This window comes from Lentzea fradiae (genome assembly GCF_900100955.1).
GTDB lineage: Bacteria > Actinomycetota > Actinomycetes > Mycobacteriales > Pseudonocardiaceae > Lentzea > Lentzea fradiae.
This window is the reverse complement of sequence record NZ_FNCC01000005.1, coordinates 72,993-91,166: the sequence shown is the minus strand read 5'-3', so window position 1 is coordinate 91,166 and position 18,174 is coordinate 72,993. Positions and strand designations below refer to the sequence as shown.

Below are 18,174 nucleotides of genomic sequence, written 5' to 3'. Positions count from 1 at the left end.
GTCAGTTCTCCGTGATGGGCTCAGCGGTCTCGGCGACCGGACGGATGAGCAGGCTGCCACTGGCGTGCACCGCGGCAGCGTGGCCGGGGAGCACGAGAGTGGTGGAGTCCATCTCGGTGACGATCGCCGGACCGGTCACCACGTTGCCCGCGAGCAGCTTCGACCGCTCGTAGACGCCGGCCTCCACCTCGCCGCCCTCGACCCAGATGCGGGTGGTGTCGCGCAGGGCGGCCGACGGGTCCGTGCCGCCCTCGGCGAGCTGCGCGGAGGCGACCTGCGGGCGCGGTCCGTGCGCGGTGGCGCGGATCGTCACGACCTCGTGCTCGTTGTCGAGCACGAAGGAGAAGAGCCGCTGGTGCTCCACGTCGAACGCGGCGCGCAGGCTGCCGAGGCCCGCCCCGTCACCGGTGAACGCGTCGATGTCGACCTCGACCGGGATCTCGAAGCCCTGGCCGTGGTAGCGCAGGTCGGCCGAGTAGACGACGCGGACGTCGGCCTCGTCGACCTCCTGGTCGACCAGCGTGCCGCGGGCCTTGTCGCCCAGCTCGGTGAGCAGCGCGCGCAGGCTCTCGTCGGTGAACTCGCTGAAGCGGCGCACGAGCGTGCGGACGGCCTCGTCGCGCAGGTTCGTGGTCGCGTCGCCGTAGGCGCACAGCACACCGGGCGACGGCGGGATGATCACCGGCCAGGCACCGGTGAGCTTGCCCAGCGCGTTGGCGTGCAGCGGACCGGCGCCACCGAAGGCCACCAGCGCGAAGTCGCGCGGGTCGAAGCCCTGCTGCACCGAGACCAGGCGCAGCGCGCCGAACATGTTCTCGTTGACGATGTCGATGATGCCCGCGGCCGCGGCCTCGACCGACCCGAGCCCGGTGGCGTCGGCGATGGACTTGACCGCCGCCCGCGAGGCGTCGCGGTCCAGGCTGATCTCGCCGCCCGCGAGCTCGGTCGGCAGGTAGCCGAGCACGACGTTCGCGTCCGTCACGGTCGGCTCGGTGCCGCCGTTGCCGTACGCGGCGGGGCCGGGCGAGGCGCCCGCGGACTGCGGGCCGACGCGCAGCGCCTGGGTGAGCGCGGGGACGTGGGCGATGGAGCCGCCGCCCGCGCCGACCGTGCGCACGTCGACCGAAGTGGCGCGCACCTTCAGGTCGCCGACGTTGGTCTCACGGCCGATCCGCGGCGTCAGGTTCTGCACCAGCGCCACATCGGTGGACGTGCCACCCATGTCGAACGTGAGGAAGTCGGAGAAGCCCGCCTGCTCGGCCACCCAGGTCGCGCCCGTGACACCACCGGCGGGACCGGACAGCAGCAGGCTGACCGGGTTGTCGGCGGCGGCGTCGGCCGAGACCAGGCCGCCGTCGCTGCGCAGGATGCTGAGCTTGCCGGTGAGGCCGCCCTCGCGCAGCTTCGAGGCGAGGTTCGCCGTGTAGAGCTTCACCTGCGGCTGCACCGCGGCGTTGGCGACCGTGGTGATCGTGCGCTCGTACTCGCGCAGCTCCGGCAGCACCGAGGAGGACAGCGACACCGGGACGCCCGGCAGCTCCTCCGCGGCGATCTCGCCGACGCGGCGCTCGTGCTCGGCGTTCGCGTAGGAGTTGATCAGGCTGACGCTCAGCGCCTCGATGCCCGCCGTGCGCAGCTTCGCGAGCTGGGCGCGCACGTCGTCCTCGTCGAGCTTGTCGACCACCGAGCCGTCGGCCGCGATGCGGCCCTTGACCTCGACGGTGTTCTCCAGCGCCGCGAGCGGCTCCGGCTTGGGCCAGATGATCCAGCCCGCGAGGCCGCCGGGGACGAACGACCGGGCGATCTGGAGCACCTGGCGGAAGCCGTGGGTGGTCACCAGACCGACCTTGGCGCCCTTGCCCTCCAGGATCGCGTTCGTCGCCACGGTCGTGCCGTGGTAGACGGACGTGATCTCGGTCGGGTCAGCGCCCGCCACCTCGCACACGCGCTCGATGCCGCGCAGCACGCCGATGGACTGGTCCTGGGGGGTGGACGAGGTCTTGGCCCGGTACGTCTGGCCTGTTTCCTCGTCGATGAGAAGGATGTCGGTGAACGTGCCGCCCACGTCCACGCCGAGCCGGTAGGTCATTGTCGTCCTCCTCAGATGACACCGGCCGAGCGCAACGACGCCAGCTCGTCGTCACCGAGGCCGAGCAGATCGCGGTAGATGGCTTCGTTGTGCTCGCCCAGCTCGGGCCCGACGTGGCGGATGCTGCCCGGCGTGTCCGAGAGCTTGGGCACCACGTTGTGCATGGCGAACTCGCCGATCTCCGGGTGCACGAGGCGGACGATCGCCTCCCGGGCGGCGAAGTGCGGGTCGACCAGCATGTCCTTGGCGCGGTAGATCCGGCCGGCGGGCACGCCCTTGTCGTTCATCAGCTCGAGCAGCTCGTCGGCCTTCATCGTGGCCGTCCACTCGGCGATGAGGCCGTCGAGCTCCTCCATGTACTTGCCGCGCGCGCCGTGGGTGGCGTAGCGCTCGTCGGTGGCGAGCTCGGGACGCCCCATCGCGTCGGCGAGCCTGCGGAACACCGTGTCCTGGTTGGCCGCGAGGAGGACCATCTCGTCGTCGGCGGTCGGGTAGACGTTGCTCGGGGCGACGTTCGGCAGCGTGGTGCCGGTGCGCTCGCGCTGGTAGCCCGCGACCTGGTACTCGGGGACGAGGGACTCCATCATCGCGAGCACCGCCTCGTAGATGGCGGAGTCGACGATCTGGCCCTTGCCGGTGCGCTCGCGGTTGTGCAGCGCGACGAGCGTGCCGATGCACGCGAACGTCGCGGCCAGCGAGTCGCCGAGCGAGATGCCGGTGCGGGAGGGGGCGCGGTCGGGGTCGCCGGTGGTGTACCGGATGCCGCCCATCGCCTCGCCGATCGAGCCGTAGCCCGCGCGCTTGGAGTACGGACCGGTCTGGCCGTAGCCGCTGACCCTGGTGATGACCAGCTTCGGGTTCGTCTCCCAGAGCTTCTCGGGGCTCATGCCCCACCGCTCCAGCGTGCCGGGACGGAAGTTCTCGATCAGCACGTCGGCCTCGGCGATGAGCCGCGCGACGAGCTTCTGGCCTTCCTCGGTCCGCAGGTCGGCGGTGACGGACTGCTTGTTGCGGGCGACGACGGGCCACCACAGCGATCGTCCGTAGGGCCGCTCCCGGCCCCACTGCCGCATGGGGTCACCGTTGCGCGGGTCCTCCACCTTGATCACCTGGGCACCGAAGTCGCCCAGGAGCTGACCGCAGAACGGCCCGGCCAGCAGCTGACCGAGCTCGACGACCCGCAGATCAGCCAAGGGCATCTGTTCGCTCATCCGCCAAACCCCTCGTTGTATGCAACATCTAGCGGAGCGTGATCTAAGTCAACCTCCGACAAGGCAGAAGCTAGGTTGGCGATGACACCGTGTCAACGGTGAACTCACGGTTGCATACAATTCTCAGGATCTATTACCGTGCGTTCTCAATGAGCGACACGCTGAACGGACAGGACGGCCGGCACGCCGCCGACCACGCCTACCGGCTGATCCGCGACGAGATCCTGTCCGGGAAGCGGACGGGCGGGGACTGGCTGCGCGAGGGCGAGCTCGCCGACTCGATCGGGGTGAGCCGCACCCCCGTCCGGGAGGCCCTGCGCAGGCTCACCGCCGAGGGCCTGCTGACCTACGAGCGCAACAAGGGCGTGCAGGTCAAGGGCTGGGACGTCGCCGACCTCGACGAGATCTTCAGCCTGCGGACGGTGCTCGAACCGTGGGGCTGCAGCCTGGCCGCCGAACGCGGCACCGTCGACACCGACCAGCTCGACGACCTGGCCCACCGGATGGACGCCCTGGTCGTGGACGGCCACCCGGCCGACCTCGACCGGCTGACCGAGCTGAACAACCGGTTCCACCGGGCGATCCTCGACGGCTCGGGCAACACCCGGCTCGCGACGGTGCTGGCGTCGGTCGTGCAGGTGCCGATCGTGTGGCGCACGTTCGCCCACTACAACCCCGAGTCGTTGCGGCGCAGCCTCGCCCACCACCACGAGCTCGTCACCGCGTTGCGCGCGCACGACGGCGAATGGGCGCAGTCGGTGATGTGCAGTCACATCAAGTCGGCGTGGCACTCCATCCGCGAGCAGTCCGGGGCCTGAACTACGAGGCCGTGCGCCGGGCAGCCGCGCGCAGGAGTGCCGACCGGCCCTGGTTCGCGACCGACCACAGGTCGTGACCGCGCACCCGCCAGTGCGCCAGAAGTGCGTTCGCCGCCGCGAAACCGGTGGTGGCGGCCCGTTCCATCAACGCGACCGGCAGGTCGATGCGCACCAGGTCGCCCGCCAGCACCAGCGCCGGGTCCGAGGTCTCGACGGTGGGCCGCCGGGTGAACCCGCCGGGCGCGAACAACGGGCAGTCGTCGGCGAAGACGTGCTCCTCGTGCTGGATGCGCGCGTCGGCCAGCTCCGGGTAGACCGACCGCATCTGCTTCACGAGGTCGTGCACCACCTGGTCGTGGTCGGCGTGTTCCGGCAACGCGTAGGCGTGCAGCTCGATGACCGAGCCACCGGTCTTCTCCCGCCACACACGCGCCTCGTCCTCGAACAGCTCCAGCACGCTGATGTTGTCCAGCAGCTCGAACCCGCTCGTGCCGAGGAACGCGGGCCGGCCCGAGTGCGCCGGGCGGTCCAGCCACAGTCGGCTCACCAGGAACGGCGGCGCGGTGCGCAGCTCGCCGATCCGTTCACGCCAGTCCTGGTCCCCGAGCGACGGCGACGCCTCGACCAACCGGCGCAGTCCGCCGGTGTCCGCGGCGAGCACCACGGCGTCGGCCTCGACGCGTTCTCCGGTGGTGTGCACGGTGAAACCGTCCGCACCGCGGTCGACCCGTGACACCTCCACGCCCGTGCTCAGCTCGACCCCGAGGCCGAGCATCAAGTCCCGCAACGGGTTCCACAGCGTCGCCGGGTAGCTGTCGCGCGGCACGTCGAAGATCAGGCCCTCGCTGGAGCCGAGGAAGTAGATGTGGAACATCGTGACGAGCTCCGCCGCCGAGAGCTTCTCCGGGTCGGCGAAGAAGCTGCGGGAGAACACCTCGAAGGCGAGGTGCCGCGCGGCCTCCGGGAAGTTGATCTCGCGCAGGAACGTGGAGGCGTCGATCGCGTCCAGTTCCTCGTAGGTGCGCGGGATCGAGACGTCGAACAGGCGAGTGGCCGCGACGGGGTTCATCCGACGCAGGTCGGACAGCGTGAACGTCTTGCTGCGCAACACGAACCCGGCCACGTTCCACGGCGGCGTGCGCGGGATGCCCGCGAAGCTCTCCGCCGTCCCGTTCGCGTGCAGCAGCGGGTAGTCCTCGACCGGGCGCAGCACGCCGAGGTCCGGTGACACGCGCTGCAACAACGACCGGAGGTTGTAGTACTGCTTGAAAAACGCGTGGAAGCCGCGCGTCATCGTGTGCTCGCCGGTCTGCCAGCCGCGCAGCCTGCCACCCAGGTCCGCCTCGCGTTCGAGCAGCCGCACCGCGACGCCGCGTTCCGCGAGGGCGACCGCCGCCGTGACACCGGCGATGCCGCCGCCCACGACGACGACCCGCGGCGGTGGTCCCGGCTGCGCGGCCGACGGGCGGCCGGGGTGCGCGGGCAGCAGCAGCGCGTTGCGGTCGGTTCCGGGGCGCGCTGGGACTCGGGGCGAGGACGGCATTCCCCGATGCTGGCAGCACGCCCGGCGGTCCGCACGACGGACGGGGCGCGGCCCACGTCACGCCGAGCCGTCATGCCGACCTCACCGGGGGCACCTAGTCTGCGACCATGCCTCCAGCGACACTTCTCCCGCGCTCCGGGGTCCGTGCGGTGGCCGTCGCCGGGTGGGTAGCGGGCCTCCTCGTGGTCCTCGCGCAGATCTTCTACTCGATGACCGACCCCGGCGAGCGGCTGCCGGCCACGGTCCTGTCGGTGGTGGCCTTCGCCGTCGCGTCGGTGTGCGACGCGGCCTCCCGGTTCGGTGCGCGGGCGGCGGTCCGGCTGCTCGTCGTCGCGGGCGGTGGCGGCCTGCTGGCCGAGTACGTGGGCCTCACGACGGGCTTCCCGTTCGGCGACTACGCCTACACCGGCACGCTGGGGGCCGAGGTGCTCGGCGTGCCCGCCCTCGTACCGCTGGCCTGGGTGATGATGGCCTGGCCGTCCCTGCTCGTCGGCCGCGCGCTCGCGCGGCGGTGGTGGCTCGTCGTGCCGGTCGCCGCCTGGGCGCTCGCGTCGTGGGACGTCTTCCTCGACCCGCAGATGGTCGACGCGGGCCACTGGGTGTGGGCCCACCCCGACCCCGGGCTGCCGGGCGTCGGCGGGGTGCCGCTGACGAACTTCGCGGGCTGGCTGCTGGTGTCGGCGCTGATGATGTGGCTGCTGCACCGCGGCACGCCCGCCGCGTCCGCACGGGCCGGGCTCGACCTGCGGACCGGTCCCGCGCCGGTGCTCTACCTGTGGACCTACGGGTCGTCGGTGTGGGCGCACGCGGCCTTCTTCGACAGGCCCTGGGTCTCGCTGGTCGCGGGTGTCCTCATGGGACTGACGGCGGTGCCGTTCGCCGTGACGCTGTGGCGGACCCTGCGGTGATCGGAAAAGCGCTCGTGCGCGCCGCGGCGGCCGGTGCGGTCGCCGCCACCTGCCACACCTGGCTCAACGCCCGCCTGATGCGCGTCCCTCCGGCGCACCCCGGCGAGGTCGGCGAGAAGGTGTCGGTCTGCCTGCCCGCACGGGACGAGGCGCACCGCATCGGCCCGGCGATCCGGTCGCTGCTGGCCCAGGAGGGCGTGGCGGACCTGGAGATCATCGTGCTCGACGACGGTTCGTCGGACGGCACCGCGGACGTCGTGCGCGCACTGGCGGACGGCGACCCCAGGCTGCGCGTCGTCACGGGACGGCCGCCGCCGGACGGGCTGCCCGGCAAGCCCCACGCGTGTGCCCGGCTGGCGGCGGAGGCGAAGGGGGCGGTGCTCGTCTTCGTCGACGCGGACGTGGTGCTGGAACCGCACGCGGTCGCCGCCGCCGTGACGCTGCTGCGCGACCTCGGGCTCGGGGCGGTGTCGCCGTTCCCCCGCCAGGTCGCCGACGACCTGCCGACCAGGGTGGTGCAGCCGCTGTTGCAGTGGTCGTGGCTCACCTTCCTGCCGCTGCGGGTCGCGGAGCGGTCGTCACGGCCGTCGCTGTCCGCCGCCAACGGCCAGTTCCTGGTGTTCGACCGCGACGCCCTCGCACGGGCGGGCGGGTTCGAGGCCGTGGCCACCGAGGTGCTCGACGACATCGCGATCATGCGGGCCGTGCGCCGCTCCGGCGGCAGGGGCGTCGTCGTGGACGGCAGCACCGTCGCGACCTGCCGGATGTACGACGGCTGGACCGAGGTGCGCGACGGCTACACCAAGTCGCTGTGGTCCGCCGCGAGCAGCCCGGCCGGTGCCGCGGCGCTCGCGACCGGGCTCGCCTGGCTGTACCTGCTGCCGCCGCTCGCCGCGCTGGCCGGGTCGCGGGCCGGGCTCGTGGGCTACCTCGCCGCGGTGGCGGGCCGGGTCGTCACCGCCCGGCACACCGGTGGCCGCGCGTGGCCGGACGCGCTGGCCCAGCCGGTGTCGGTGGCGGTGCTGCTGGGGCTGCTCGGCCGGTCCTGGTGGGCCCGCCGCACGGGACGCCTCACCTGGAAGGGCAGGACGCTGCGAGGGAGTGACCGGCGTGGCTGACGTCGTCGTCATCGGAGCCGGGATGGGCGGGCTCGCCGCCGCGGCGCGCCTGGCCGCGCTGGGCCACCGGGTCACGGTGCTGGAGCAGGCGGAGACGCACGGAGGCAAGCTCGGCGTCCTGCGGCGCGACGGGTTCACCTTCGACACCGGCCCGTCGCTGCTCACCCTGCCCGACGTCTTCCGCGACCTGTTCGCCGCGACCGGCGCCCCGCTGGACGAGGTCGTCGACCTCGTGCCCGTGGACCCGGTGTGCCACTACCGCTTCCCCGACGGCTCGACGCTCGACCTGCCGCACACCGACCCGGCCGCCGCCATCGCGGAGGCGTTCGGGCAGGAGGCAGGGCGGCAGTGGCGCTCGCTCATGGCCGAGGCCGCCCACGTGTGGGACCTGGTGGAGGAACCGGTGCTGCGCCGCCCGTTCAGCGTCGGCGACCTGGTGCGCCGCTCGGCGAGCCCGCGCGACCTGATGGCGATCGCGCCGTGGCGCACGCTGCGGTCCCTGGGGCGCAAGCGGCTGACCGACCCGCGGCTGCGGATGCTGCTGGACCGGTACGCCACCTACAGCGGGTCCGACCCGCGCCGCCTCCCGGCGCTGATGTCCGTGGTGCCGTACATGGAGCAGCGGTTCGGCGGCTGGTACGTGCGCGGCGGCCTGCGGCTGCTGGGCGACGCCGTGTTCGAACGCTGCCAGAAGCTCGGCGTCGAGTTCCGGTTCGGCGCCAGGGTGTCCCGCGTCGAGACCGGCGCCGGCGGCGTGACCGGTGTGCGGCTCGCCAGTGGTGAACGGGTGGGCGCCGGCCTGGTGGTGTCCGATGTGGACGCCGAGCACCTGTACCGCGACCTGGTGCCGTCGCCGCGGCCGTTGCGGAGCCTGCGGCGGGTGCAGCCGTCGCTGTCCGGGTTCGTGCTGCTGCTCGCGCTGCGCGGGCGCACGCCCGAGCCGCGGCACCACCGCGTGCTGTTCCCCGCCGACTACGACGCCGAGTTCGACGCGATCTTCGGGAAGACGCCGGAGCCGGTGCGCGACCCGGCTGTCTACGTCTGCTCCCCCGACGACCCGGCGATCGCGCCGCCCGGTGACGAGGCGTGGTTCGTGCTCGTCAACGCGCCGCGGCACGGACCTGTCGACTGGACGGCGCCCGGCCTCGCCGAGTCGTACGCGGACCGGGTGCTCGGCGTGCTGGCCGCCCGCGGCCTCGACGTGCGCGACCGGCTGCGGTGGCGAGAGACCCGCACACCGGCCGACTGGGAGCGCGACACCGGCTCGGTGGGCGGGTCGATCTACGGCTCGTCGTCCAACGGGCCGCGGGCGGCGATGCTGCGGCCCGCGAACACGAGCCCGGTGCGCGGCCTGCACCTCGTGGGCGGGTCGGCGCACCCCGGCGGTGGCCTGCCCATCGTGACGCTGTCAGCCGCGATCGTCGCCGGCCTGATCGGGCCTGCCTGACCCGACCGGGTCGACCCACGGCCGCCCGGTCAGCTCGCGCCGCACGCCCACCGCCAGCTGCACCAGCCCGACGAGCGCGCAGACGCCCCAGACGACCGCGCACACCACGCCCCACGACCAGCCCGTGCCCGGAGTGCCGCCGGGGAACACGCCCGCGCCCGCACACGCCACGGCGGCGACGATGACGCGCGTCGGCCGTTCCGCCGCCGTGACGGCACCGGCCGAGCCCATGCCCACGACCTGCGCTTTCGCCCTCGCGTACTCGTGGAACATCAGCGCGGCGGCGAGCGCGGCGCAGCTCCAGGCCGGTGCGCCGAGCACGAACAGCACGGCCACCAGGCACAGGTCCGACAGCCGGTCCGCGACCGCGTCCACGACGGCGCCGAGCGGACGAGCCCGCCCGGTGCGCAACGCGACAGCGCCGTCCAGCCCGTCGAGCACCCCGCTGGCCACGACCAGCACCAGTGCCGCGAACGGCCACGCCACGGCCGCACCGGCCGCCGCCGCGGCGACCACCACGCCCGCCACGGACAGCAGGTCCGGTGGCACGCGGTCGAAGTGGCGGGCCAGCGCGTGCACGAACCTCAGCCAGCCCACCACGAGCCGGTTGCCGGACACGTCCTCGCCGTGCAGGCGGGACCAGCCCGCCACCGGGTCGTCGCGCTCGCCGTCCATCACCCCCCAACCCTATTCGCCCGTGTGGAACCGCGCGGGATCACACGCGCCGGCGGGATGAGACCACGCCGCGCCGGGTAACCGGAGGCCATGCCCCGGACCGGCCTCAAGGCCCAGCTCGTGTCGGTGACCAGACACGTCCAGAAGTCGCTGCACGGCCACGACCTGTCCTTGTGGACCGCGGGGCTGACGTTCTACAGCACGGTCGCCGTCGTGCCGGTGCTGCTGATCGCGTTGCGTGGCGCGGCGATCCTGTTCGGCGACGACATGGTCCGCGACGGCACGCTCCTCTTCGCCCGGTCGCTGACCGACGCGCACGACCCCGAACCCGCGCTGTCCGCGCTGACGAACGCCGCGCTGTCGGCGAGCTGGCCGCTCCTGCTCGCGATGCTGCTGCCCGCGAGCCTCTACGGCGAAGGGCTGCGGCGCGGCCTCGTCGCGGTCGCGGGCGAACGGGTGCGCGGCACCACGGGCTGGGCGGGCCGCCTGCGGTTCGTGCCGGTGCTCGTCGCCTCGCCGCTGCTCGTCTCGTTCCCGCTCGCCTTCGCGCCGCAGGTCGCGCCGCTCTACGAGGCGGGCGGCTGGCCGCTCGCGCAGGGCGTGGTGCTGTCGTTCCACCTCGTGCTGCTGCCCCTGTGGGTCGCGATCGGACTGGTGCTGGCCGGCACCGGCCCGTCCGCGCTGCCGCTGCGGGTCGTCGCCCCCGCCTCGTTCTGCCTCGCCGCGGTGCTCGCGGGGTTCCTGCACGGGTTCCTGCTGTTCCTCGCGATCCCGCTGGACTGGAGCATCCCGTTCGGCGGCCTGCCGTTCGTCGGCGACGCCGTGGCGCTCGCCCTCTGGCTGTTCGGGCTGCACTTCATCCTGCTGGCCGGCTACCGGATCGCGATCAGCGTCCACGCCACCACGCGGTCGTCCGCCCGCCACGAGCACAGCCAGGTGTGATGCGTCCGTCCCGTTCTTCCGGAAAGCTGGAGGGCGGACGCCGGTGGAGGAGGACATCGTGGGTACGAGGCTCGACGACGATTTCAAGGGCTTGGCCACGACGCTGAGCGCCGTCGCCCGGTCGTTGCAGGCGGAACCGGACCTCGGCGCTACCCTGCGGGCGATCGTCAAGGCCGCCGTCGAGTACGTGCCGAACGCGGAGCACGCGGGCATCTCGCTCGTGGAGCAGGGCAGGATCCGCACCGTCGAGCCGACCAGCCCGGTCGTCGAGACCGTCGACCAGCTGCAGTACGACCTCCGCGAGGGGCCGTGCGTCGACGCCATCGCCGAGCACGAGACGCTCCGCGTCGGTGACGTCGGCACCGAGCCCCGGTGGCCGTCGTTCGGCCCGGCCGCGGCCGCGCACGGCCTCCACTCGCTGCTGTCCTACCGGCTGTTCGTGACCGACAGGACCCTCGGCGCCCTGAACTTCTACTCCAGCCGCATCGACGCGTTCGACGACCGCACCGAGGCGGAGGGGCAGCTCTTCGCGGCGCACGCCGCGATCGCGCTGGTCGGGGCGCAGCGGGAGGCGCAGCTGGGAGTCGCGCTGGAGAACCGCGACCTCATCGGCATCGCCAAGGGCATCCTCATGGAGCGGCACGGCATCGACTCCGCCGCCGCGTTCCGGATGCTGGTGGAGGCGTCGCAGACGGCCAACATGAAGCTGCACCAGGTGGCGGCCTGGCTCGTGGAGACCCGCGGCCAGGACTGAGCCACCGTTACGGAGCAGGCACGGGCGCTCCGGCGCAGCTGCGCGTCGTCGTGCGGCCCGTGTCGAAGAACCGCACCACGTCGTCGGCGCAGGACCGGTCGTGCACGGTGCCGTGCTCGTCGTCCAGGACCGTCATCAGCTCACCGCCGACGCGCGCACGCATCTCGATCGCCCAGCCGATCGGCGTCACGGGTTCGTAGAGGTGCCCGACCAGCTGCACCTGGCTCGTTCCCGGCTTGAGGTCCCACGCCTTCCCCTGCGTCGGCCAGCCGACGCACATCCGTTCGTAGCTCGCGAAGCGGCCCACAGCGGGGAAGTTCGTGACGCGTTCCTCCCGGTGGCGCCACACGGTCTCGAAGTCGCGGGTGCTCGGGGAGTCGTTGCACAGGATCGCCGTCTGCGGGAACTGGTGGCTCCGGAGAAGACCCGCGTCCCAGCCGAGCCCGCCGGTGCGCCGCGGCGCGGCTGAAACGTCCCGGATGGACTTCAGCTGTGCGGCGACGTACGCCCAGTCCCGGCGCGGGTAGGCGAACATCTCGCTCACCGCGTCGCCGTCGACGACACTGCCGTCGGGCATCGTCCGCGGATGCGCCGTCACCTCGGCGCGCAGGTCCAGAAGTGCCTGCACGACAGCGGTCTGCGTCCGTCCGAGGTGGTAGACGGCCTCGTAGCGGGCGATCCAGGCGGCGAACTCGTGGAAGGTGTTCTCCCCCGCGGCGACCTGGCCGTCGTCCATCACCCGCACGTCGAGCACCGGCGGCACGACCGAGTCGAGCAGCATCCGGCTCACGTTCGCGTCGAACAACGTCCGGTACATCGCGCCGAGCCCGGTGCCCCACGAGACGCCGTAGTAGCCGATTTTCTTCTCGCCCAACGCTTTGCGGATGACGTCCATGTCCCGCGCGATGTTCTCGGTCGTCATGGACCGCACAAGATCCGGGTCGCGGTCGAAGCACTCTCGGTTGCGCGCCGCGTCGCGTTCGGCGGTGAACCGGGCGCGTTCCTTCGGCGACAACGCCGGATCCGGTTGTGTCCTATCGGGATCGCACTCGACCGCCGTGCTGTAACCGATCCCGCGCGGATCGAAGCCGACCAGGTCGTGGTGCACGCCGATGCCGCCCGCGTCGCTCTCGGCCAGCCCGAGCGGCATCGTGACGCCCTGCTGCCCGGGACCGCCGGGGTTCACCAGGATCACACCGGTCCTGTCCCCGGTCGCCTTGACCCTGCTGACCGCGATCTCGATCCGCCGCCCATCGGGTTTCGCGTGGTCGAGCGGAACCTCCACCATCGCGCATTCGGTGCGCCGGTCCTCCTGGTCCCATCCGGACGCCACCTCCGCGCACGGCTTCCAGTCGGTCCGGTGTGCGGCGAAAGCGACGGCGTCGGTGCACAACGCGAGCACGAAGCCCGTCACCACGGCCGCGGACAGTGTGGAGCGCAAGGGTTTCCTCCAGGTTCGGGATCTTGGTGCCGTCGAGGCTGCAACCAGGGGAAGTACGCGAGCAACAACCTGAGGGATGGCGTCGTGTCAGACCACGGGCTTACCCCGAGCTTCCCGACCGGCACGGCCGAACGGCGCAGGTACCGTGACGCCCGCGCGCATCCCGTTGAGGCACACAGAGTTCTCACAGATCCGGCTCACCGATCGCACAGACCGCGCTCACCACCGGCCCACCGCCGGTCCGTTAGACAGGTCTCGGTGGCGCGGAAGAGTCCCGCCACACCCACCGGCTCGACGAGACCGGCCCCCGTTCCTCCACGGCGGCCGGACGTCCCCGCACGCCTCCGACCTGAAGAGGACCGCCATGACCACAGCTCTGTCACCTCCGCCCACCCTGCGCAAGGGCGCCCTGGTGGCGCTCGGAACGTTGACGCTCGCCACCGGTGCCCTCGAATCGGTGGTGACACCGACGCTGCCTCTGCTGCAACGCGAGCTCGGCATGACGCGGTCCGAAGGCGCGTTGCTGAGCATCGTCCTGCTGATCACGGGCGCGCTCGTCACCCCGGTCGCGGGCAAGCTCGGTGACCGCTACGGCGGAAAACCCGTTCTGGTCAGGCTGATGTGGGTGGTGTGCCTCGGCGGCCTGGTGTCGGCGGCCGCGCCCAGCACGCCCGTGCTGCTGGCGGGCCAGGTCCTGCAAGGGGCGATGGTGGGCGCGGTCCCGTTGTCGTTCATCGTCGTGCGCAAGCACCTGCCCACCGGGAGCTCGAAGGTCGCCATCGGCGTGATCAGCGGGTTGTTCATCGCCGGGGGCATGGTGGGGACGCTGACGGCCGGGCCGGTCGCCGAGCAGCTGTCCCGGCACTGGATGTTCGCGCTGCCCACGTTCGCCCTCGTCGCCGCCACCACGGCGACGCACCTGCTGCTGCCGCAGGACCCTCCCGGCCGCGAGGACGGCGGCCGGATCGACTGGCCCGGTTTCGCGCTCCTGAGCGGGTCGCTCGTCACGCTCCTGCTCGTGCTGGCGCTGGCGGCGGACATCGCCTCGGCCCCGCTCGTCCTCGCGGGCCTCGTCGTCCTGCTGGCGGTGCTCGTCACGGCCTGGGTGGCCGTCGAACGCCGTGCCGCCGCGCCGATGGTCGACCTGCGGATGCTGGCACTGCCGACGGTGTGGAAGTCGTGCCTGCTCACGTTCGTGCTCTGCATCGGCACCTCCAGCGCGATCTACCTGGTCCCGCAGCTCTTCGAACTCTCCGGTGACGGCTACGGGTTCGGGGCGAACGCCACGCTGATCGGCCTCTACCTGATCCCCGGCGCGATCGCGGCCGTCGTGGCCGGACCGCTCGGCGGGTTCAGCGCACGACGCTTCGGCACACGAGGCGTCATCTCCGCCGCGACCGTCGTCATGGCGGCCTCCCTCGTCCTCGTGGCGGTCGTGCACAGCGAGGTCTGGCACCTCGTCGTCGCCAAGATGCTGATCGCGCTCGCGAGCGGCGTGGCCGTCACCGCGCTGCTGGCGAACACCGCCACGTCCGTCGACGAGGGCGACACCGGCATCGCCACCGGACTCGTGCTCGTCACACGCGTCCTGGGCTTCGCCGTGGGCGTGCAGGCGGGCGGCGCACTGCTCACCGCCGCGACCCCGGCGGGTTCCGACGTTCCCGCGGAGTCGGCGTTCGTCATCGGCTTCGCCGTCGCCGGCGCCATCACGGCGCTCGGCCTCCTCATCACCCGCACCATGAGCAAGGGAGTCACGCGATGACCGGCACCGGCCGACGCAAGATCCTCATCTCCGGAGCGAGCATCGCCGGTCCGGCGCTCGCGTTCTGGCTGCACCGCCACGGTTTCGACGTGACGGTGGTCGAGAAGGCCGCCGCGCCCCGCACCGGCGGCTACCCCGTCGACGTCCGCGGCACCGCACTGGAGGTCGTCAGGAGGATGGGCGTCCTGCCCCGCCTGCGGGACGTGCACGTGGACCTGCGCCGGATGACGTTCATCGACGAGCACGGCGACGAGGTGACCTCACTGCACCCCCACACCGTCACCGGCGGCGAGTCGGGCCATGACCTGGAGATCCGGCGTGGAGACCTCACCGAGGCGTTGCACGACGCGGTCCGCGACGACGTGGAGTTCCTCTTCGAGGACTCGATCGCCACCCTCGACCAGCACGCCGACGGCGTGGACGTCACCTTCCGCGCGGGCGGCAACCGTTCGTTCGACCTGGTCGTCGGCGCGGACGGCGTGCACTCGCACACCCGCGAGCTGGTGTTCGGCCCGGAGGAGCGGTTCCACCGGTACCTCGGCTTCAGCTTCGGCGTGTTCACCCTGCACGAGGAGCTGGGGCTCTCCAACGAGGCCGTCGTATGGAACGCCCCCGGCAAGGCGGCGGCGCTCTACAACTCCGGGAGCGACGAGACGCACGCGCTCATGGTCGTCACGCGGCCGGAGGTGCCGTACGCCGCGTTCCGCGACCCCGCGGCGCAGATCGAGCTGCTCATCACGTCGTTCGCCGGAGCCGGCTGGGAGATCCCCGGCATGCTCGTCGCTCTGCGCGACGCGGACGACCTGTTCTTCGACGCGGTCAGCCAGATCCACCTGCCCCGCTGGTCACACGGCAGGGTGGCACTGGTGGGCGACGCCGCGTACGCCCCGTCGTTCCTCACCGGCCAGGGCACCAGCCTCGCGCTCGCGGGCGCCTACGTGCTCGCGCATTCCCTCGCCGACCGCGACCACACCACCGGCTTCGCCGCTTACGAGTGGGGCGTCCGCGAGTTCGTGAGACTGAACCAGGCCCTGGTCGGCAGCGAAGGCGGCAGCACGCTCGTCCCCGCCACCGCGGAAGCCCTGGCACAGCGCAACGACGTGCTGCGCCACCTCACCGCCGCACCCGCCGGCGGCCATCCCGCCCACTCGGCCCTGACCCTGCCCGAGTTCGCCCCGGTTTCCTGATTCCCCGCGCGCCCACCGGAGTCTCCGACGGGCGCGCGGGCAAGACCTACTCGGTGAACATGGTGAACGACCGCGCCCGGTCAAAGCGCTTCGCCGCGAGGTCCTCGGCGCTCATGAGGAAGCAGCCGTAGTAGACATCGCTCTGCGTGGGGAACTGCGCGAGCGTCACCCACTCCCGGATCAGCCGGGCTTCCTCCTCATCGGTCACCCGCGTCTGCTCCTCCCTCGGCATGTCCGGGGTGGCTGCCAGGGCGTCCCTGAGGTTGTCGTACGCCATCTGCGTCCACGGGTCGTCGCTGCTGCCGACGTTGGAGCAGTACCCGCCGAACCGGAACGTGCTGTAGTAGCCCCGGCTCGGCCACAGCTCCTCCACGACCGCGCACAGCTCGTCGACGTGCTTCAGCAGGGCGAACTCCTGCTTGACCGACTCCGGCTCCCAGTCGACGTCGCGGTCCTCGATCCACTCCGGCAGGTCCGGCCCCACGTAGGCCGTGATCTCGAACTCCGGCTGGATGAAGGGGATGTTGTCGCAGAAGTGCGTCATGGTGTCGTGCCCGTCAGGCGCCGCCGCCACCTCGGTCTCGGTACCGGCCGGCACGTACAAGACCCGCGCGTAACCCGAGTCCGGGGAACACGCGTCCATGTCCTCCTCGTGGTGCAGGAAGAACATCAGCGTCCCGTCCTCGGGAAGCCCGAGCTTCTCCGCTCTGGGCAAGGCCGCGCAGTCGACGGAACCGATGAACGGCAACGGATAGCCGTTGCCGGGCCACTCCACGCCCACCGGTAACCGGGGAAGCCCGCCCATCCGCCCGACGACCTGGTCCCCGTCCTTCTTCGCCACAGCCCTGATCGCGAACCTGAGGTGCCCGGCGAACCTGCCGACCTCCTCCTCGGGAATCCCCTTGTCGATCGCGGCATTGCGAAACTGCTCGTAACGATCCATGACGCAGGATCATGGCAGACCATGTGAGACCGCTCTCGCACACGGTCCACTCAAGACGGATCTGTCCGGTTCCGCCACCACTTCCGTTGACCACCGATGAAACTGCCGTGAGAACCGCCCCGGCAAATCCTCGTCCGCAGTAGAACCCAGACCTCGCAGGTTGCCGGAACAGCAACTTTCCGTGCGTCCCAAGGCACTCTCGTCCGACACTGGCCAGGAGAACCTCAGGAGGCCGGATGACCACCCCCGTCACGTTCTGGGACAACGTCCACGGAACACCCCGAACCACCGCTCCACGACCGAACGTCCGTCTCATCGAGACCGTCACTGCCCTCCCACCGGGAGAGGCCCTCGACCTCGGCTGCGGTCAAGGCGGCGACGCACTCTGGCTGGCCCGCCAAGGCTGGCGCGTGACATCGGCCGACATCTCAGCGGTGGCAGTGGAGAAACTCACCACAGCGGCGGCAACGCACGGCCTGACCGACCAGGTCACCGCGCACCGGCACGACCTCCACGACGACTTCCCCACCGGCACCTACGACCTCGTCAACGCCCACTACCTGCACACCCCGTTCACCCTGGACCGAGCACAGGTCTTCAGAAAAGCCGCCAACTCACTGCGCCCGGGCGGAACCCTCCTCATCGTGGACCACGGCTCAGCCGCCCCCTGGTCCTGGGACCAGAACGCGCACTTCCCCACCCCGCGGGAAGTCGCCGCGGAAATCGACCTGGACCCGTCCACCTGGTCCACGATCCGGGCGGACTCCCCCACCCGCACGGCGACTGGCCCGGACGGCAGCACCGCCGAAGTCGTGGACCACGTCCTGGTCATCCGCAGGAACCCCCGATGACCACCAGGCGCGACACCCCACCACCCCGCACCGGCACCAGCGAAACCGAAGTGCTGCGCGGCTTCCTCGACTACCTGCGCACCGCGATCGCCGCCAAGCTCGCCGACGCCCCCGAACCCGCGGCCCGCACCCCGGCCGTCCCGTCCGGCACCACCCTGCTGGGCCTCGTCCACCACCTCACGTTCGTGGAACGAGCGACGTTCCTCGGCGAGGAGGTCACCGACTGGCCGGCCACCTTCCACCCCGCCGCCCACGACACCATCGCCGAGGTGACCGGCCGCTACCGGGAAGCCGTACGCCAGGCCAACGAGGTCCTCGACACCTGCCCCGACCTCGGCGCTCCGGTGCCGCGGCAGGGCAAACCGGGCCCCAGCCTCCGCTGGGCGCTGACCCACCTGATCGAGGAAACCGGCCGGCACGCGGGCCATGCCGACATCCTGCGGGAGCTCATCGACGGCCGCACCGGCCGCTGACCGGACGCGCTG

General features: G+C 71.9%; 16 protein-coding genes. 10 read left to right on the top strand and 6 right to left on the bottom strand.

All coding sequences use genetic code 11. The features are described from left to right. Position 1: 1 nt before the first annotated feature. Positions 2-2,089 (bottom strand): hydantoinase/oxoprolinase family protein, encoded by a 2,088-nt coding sequence (locus tag BLT23_RS12575; RefSeq protein WP_090048750.1) that lies wholly within the window; start codon positions 2,087-2,089, stop codon positions 2-4. A gap of 11 nt (positions 2,090-2,100) precedes the next feature. Then, the gene (locus BLT23_RS12570) at positions 2,101-3,300 is read right to left on the bottom strand and encodes a CaiB/BaiF CoA transferase family protein (protein WP_090048748.1); all 1,200 of its coding nucleotides are present in this window, start codon (positions 3,298-3,300) and stop codon (positions 2,101-2,103) included. A gap of 149 nt (positions 3,301-3,449) precedes the next feature. Between BLT23_RS12570 and BLT23_RS12565 the strand changes: the two genes are divergently transcribed. Continuing rightward, on the top strand, positions 3,450-4,118 hold the full coding sequence (locus BLT23_RS12565; protein ID WP_090048746.1) for a GntR family transcriptional regulator: 669 nt from the start codon (positions 3,450-3,452) through the stop codon (positions 4,116-4,118). A 1-nt stretch (position 4,119) separates the two neighbouring features. Here BLT23_RS12565 and BLT23_RS12560 read toward each other — a convergent pair whose 3' ends face one another. Further along, positions 4,120-5,661, bottom strand: a complete 1,542-nt coding sequence (locus BLT23_RS12560; RefSeq protein WP_090048745.1) for an FAD-dependent oxidoreductase — start codon at positions 5,659-5,661, stop codon at positions 4,120-4,122. 107 nt (positions 5,662-5,768) lie between these two features. Here BLT23_RS12560 and BLT23_RS12555 point away from each other — a divergent pair, with 107 nt between their 5' ends. The 3 genes from BLT23_RS12555 to BLT23_RS12545 are packed head-to-tail and all read left to right on the top strand — an operon-like array spanning position 5,769 to position 9,134. Beyond that, positions 5,769-6,569 (top strand): carotenoid biosynthesis protein, encoded by an 801-nt coding sequence (locus BLT23_RS12555; RefSeq protein WP_090048744.1) that lies wholly within the window; start codon positions 5,769-5,771, stop codon positions 6,567-6,569. Then, positions 6,566-7,687 carry a glycosyltransferase family 2 protein gene (locus tag BLT23_RS12550; protein ID WP_245743913.1) on the top strand — a complete coding sequence of 374 codons (1,122 nt, stop codon included), beginning with the start codon at positions 6,566-6,568 and terminating at the stop codon, positions 7,685-7,687. The genes BLT23_RS12555 and BLT23_RS12550 overlap by 4 nt, the downstream gene beginning before the upstream one ends. Further along, on the top strand, positions 7,680-9,134 hold the full coding sequence (locus BLT23_RS12545; protein WP_090049398.1) for a phytoene desaturase family protein: 1,455 nt from the start codon (positions 7,680-7,682) through the stop codon (positions 9,132-9,134). The genes BLT23_RS12550 and BLT23_RS12545 overlap by 8 nt, the downstream gene beginning before the upstream one ends. Here the strand turns inward: BLT23_RS12545 and BLT23_RS12540 are convergent. Continuing rightward, positions 9,096-9,809: a CDP-alcohol phosphatidyltransferase family protein gene (locus tag BLT23_RS12540; RefSeq protein ID WP_245743957.1), complete on the bottom strand. Its 714-nt coding sequence runs from the start codon at positions 9,807-9,809 to the stop codon at positions 9,096-9,098. The two genes, BLT23_RS12545 and BLT23_RS12540, sit on opposite strands and share 39 nt — an antisense overlap. 90 nt (positions 9,810-9,899) lie before the next feature. Here BLT23_RS12540 and BLT23_RS12535 point away from each other — a divergent pair, with 90 nt between their 5' ends. Beyond that, positions 9,900-10,751 carry a YhjD/YihY/BrkB family envelope integrity protein gene (locus tag BLT23_RS12535; protein ID WP_090048743.1) on the top strand — a complete coding sequence of 284 codons (852 nt, stop codon included), beginning with the start codon at positions 9,900-9,902 and terminating at the stop codon, positions 10,749-10,751. A 58-nt stretch (positions 10,752-10,809) separates the two neighbouring features. Then, entirely contained in the window at positions 10,810-11,505 is a 696-nt protein-coding gene (locus BLT23_RS12530) for a GAF and ANTAR domain-containing protein (RefSeq protein WP_090049394.1), read from the top strand. Between the two features lie 7 nt (positions 11,506-11,512). Here the strand turns inward: BLT23_RS12530 and BLT23_RS12525 are convergent, their stop codons facing one another. Then, on the bottom strand, positions 11,513-12,946 hold the full coding sequence (locus BLT23_RS12525) for an alpha/beta fold hydrolase (protein WP_090048742.1): 1,434 nt from the start codon (positions 12,944-12,946) through the stop codon (positions 11,513-11,515). Between the two features lie 364 nt (positions 12,947-13,310). On the opposite strand from BLT23_RS12525, the gene BLT23_RS12520 reads away from it, so the two are divergent. Next, on the top strand, positions 13,311-14,708 hold the full coding sequence (locus BLT23_RS12520; protein ID WP_090048741.1) for an MFS transporter: 1,398 nt from the start codon (positions 13,311-13,313) through the stop codon (positions 14,706-14,708). Next, positions 14,705-15,895 carry an FAD-dependent monooxygenase gene (locus tag BLT23_RS12515; RefSeq protein WP_090048740.1) on the top strand — a complete coding sequence of 397 codons (1,191 nt, stop codon included), beginning with the start codon at positions 14,705-14,707 and terminating at the stop codon, positions 15,893-15,895. The genes BLT23_RS12520 and BLT23_RS12515 overlap by 4 nt, the downstream gene beginning before the upstream one ends. 46 nt (positions 15,896-15,941) lie before the next feature. Here the strand turns inward: BLT23_RS12515 and BLT23_RS12510 are convergent, their stop codons facing one another. Further along, positions 15,942-16,838 carry a DUF1963 domain-containing protein gene (locus BLT23_RS12510; RefSeq protein ID WP_090048739.1) on the bottom strand — a complete coding sequence of 299 codons (897 nt, stop codon included), beginning with the start codon at positions 16,836-16,838 and terminating at the stop codon, positions 15,942-15,944. Between the two features lie 236 nt (positions 16,839-17,074). Here BLT23_RS12510 and BLT23_RS12505 point away from each other — a divergent pair, with 236 nt between their 5' ends. Together BLT23_RS12505 and BLT23_RS12500 are read left to right on the top strand one after the other, a co-directional pair. Beyond that, complete coding sequence (locus BLT23_RS12505) at positions 17,075-17,689, top strand: SAM-dependent methyltransferase (RefSeq protein WP_090048738.1); 615 nt, start codon at positions 17,075-17,077, stop codon at positions 17,687-17,689. Next, positions 17,686-18,162, top strand: a complete 477-nt coding sequence (locus BLT23_RS12500) for a DinB family protein (protein WP_090048737.1) — start codon at positions 17,686-17,688, stop codon at positions 18,160-18,162. Before BLT23_RS12505 ends, BLT23_RS12500 begins: the two co-directional genes overlap by 4 nt. The last annotated feature ends 12 nt before the right edge of the window (positions 18,163-18,174 follow it).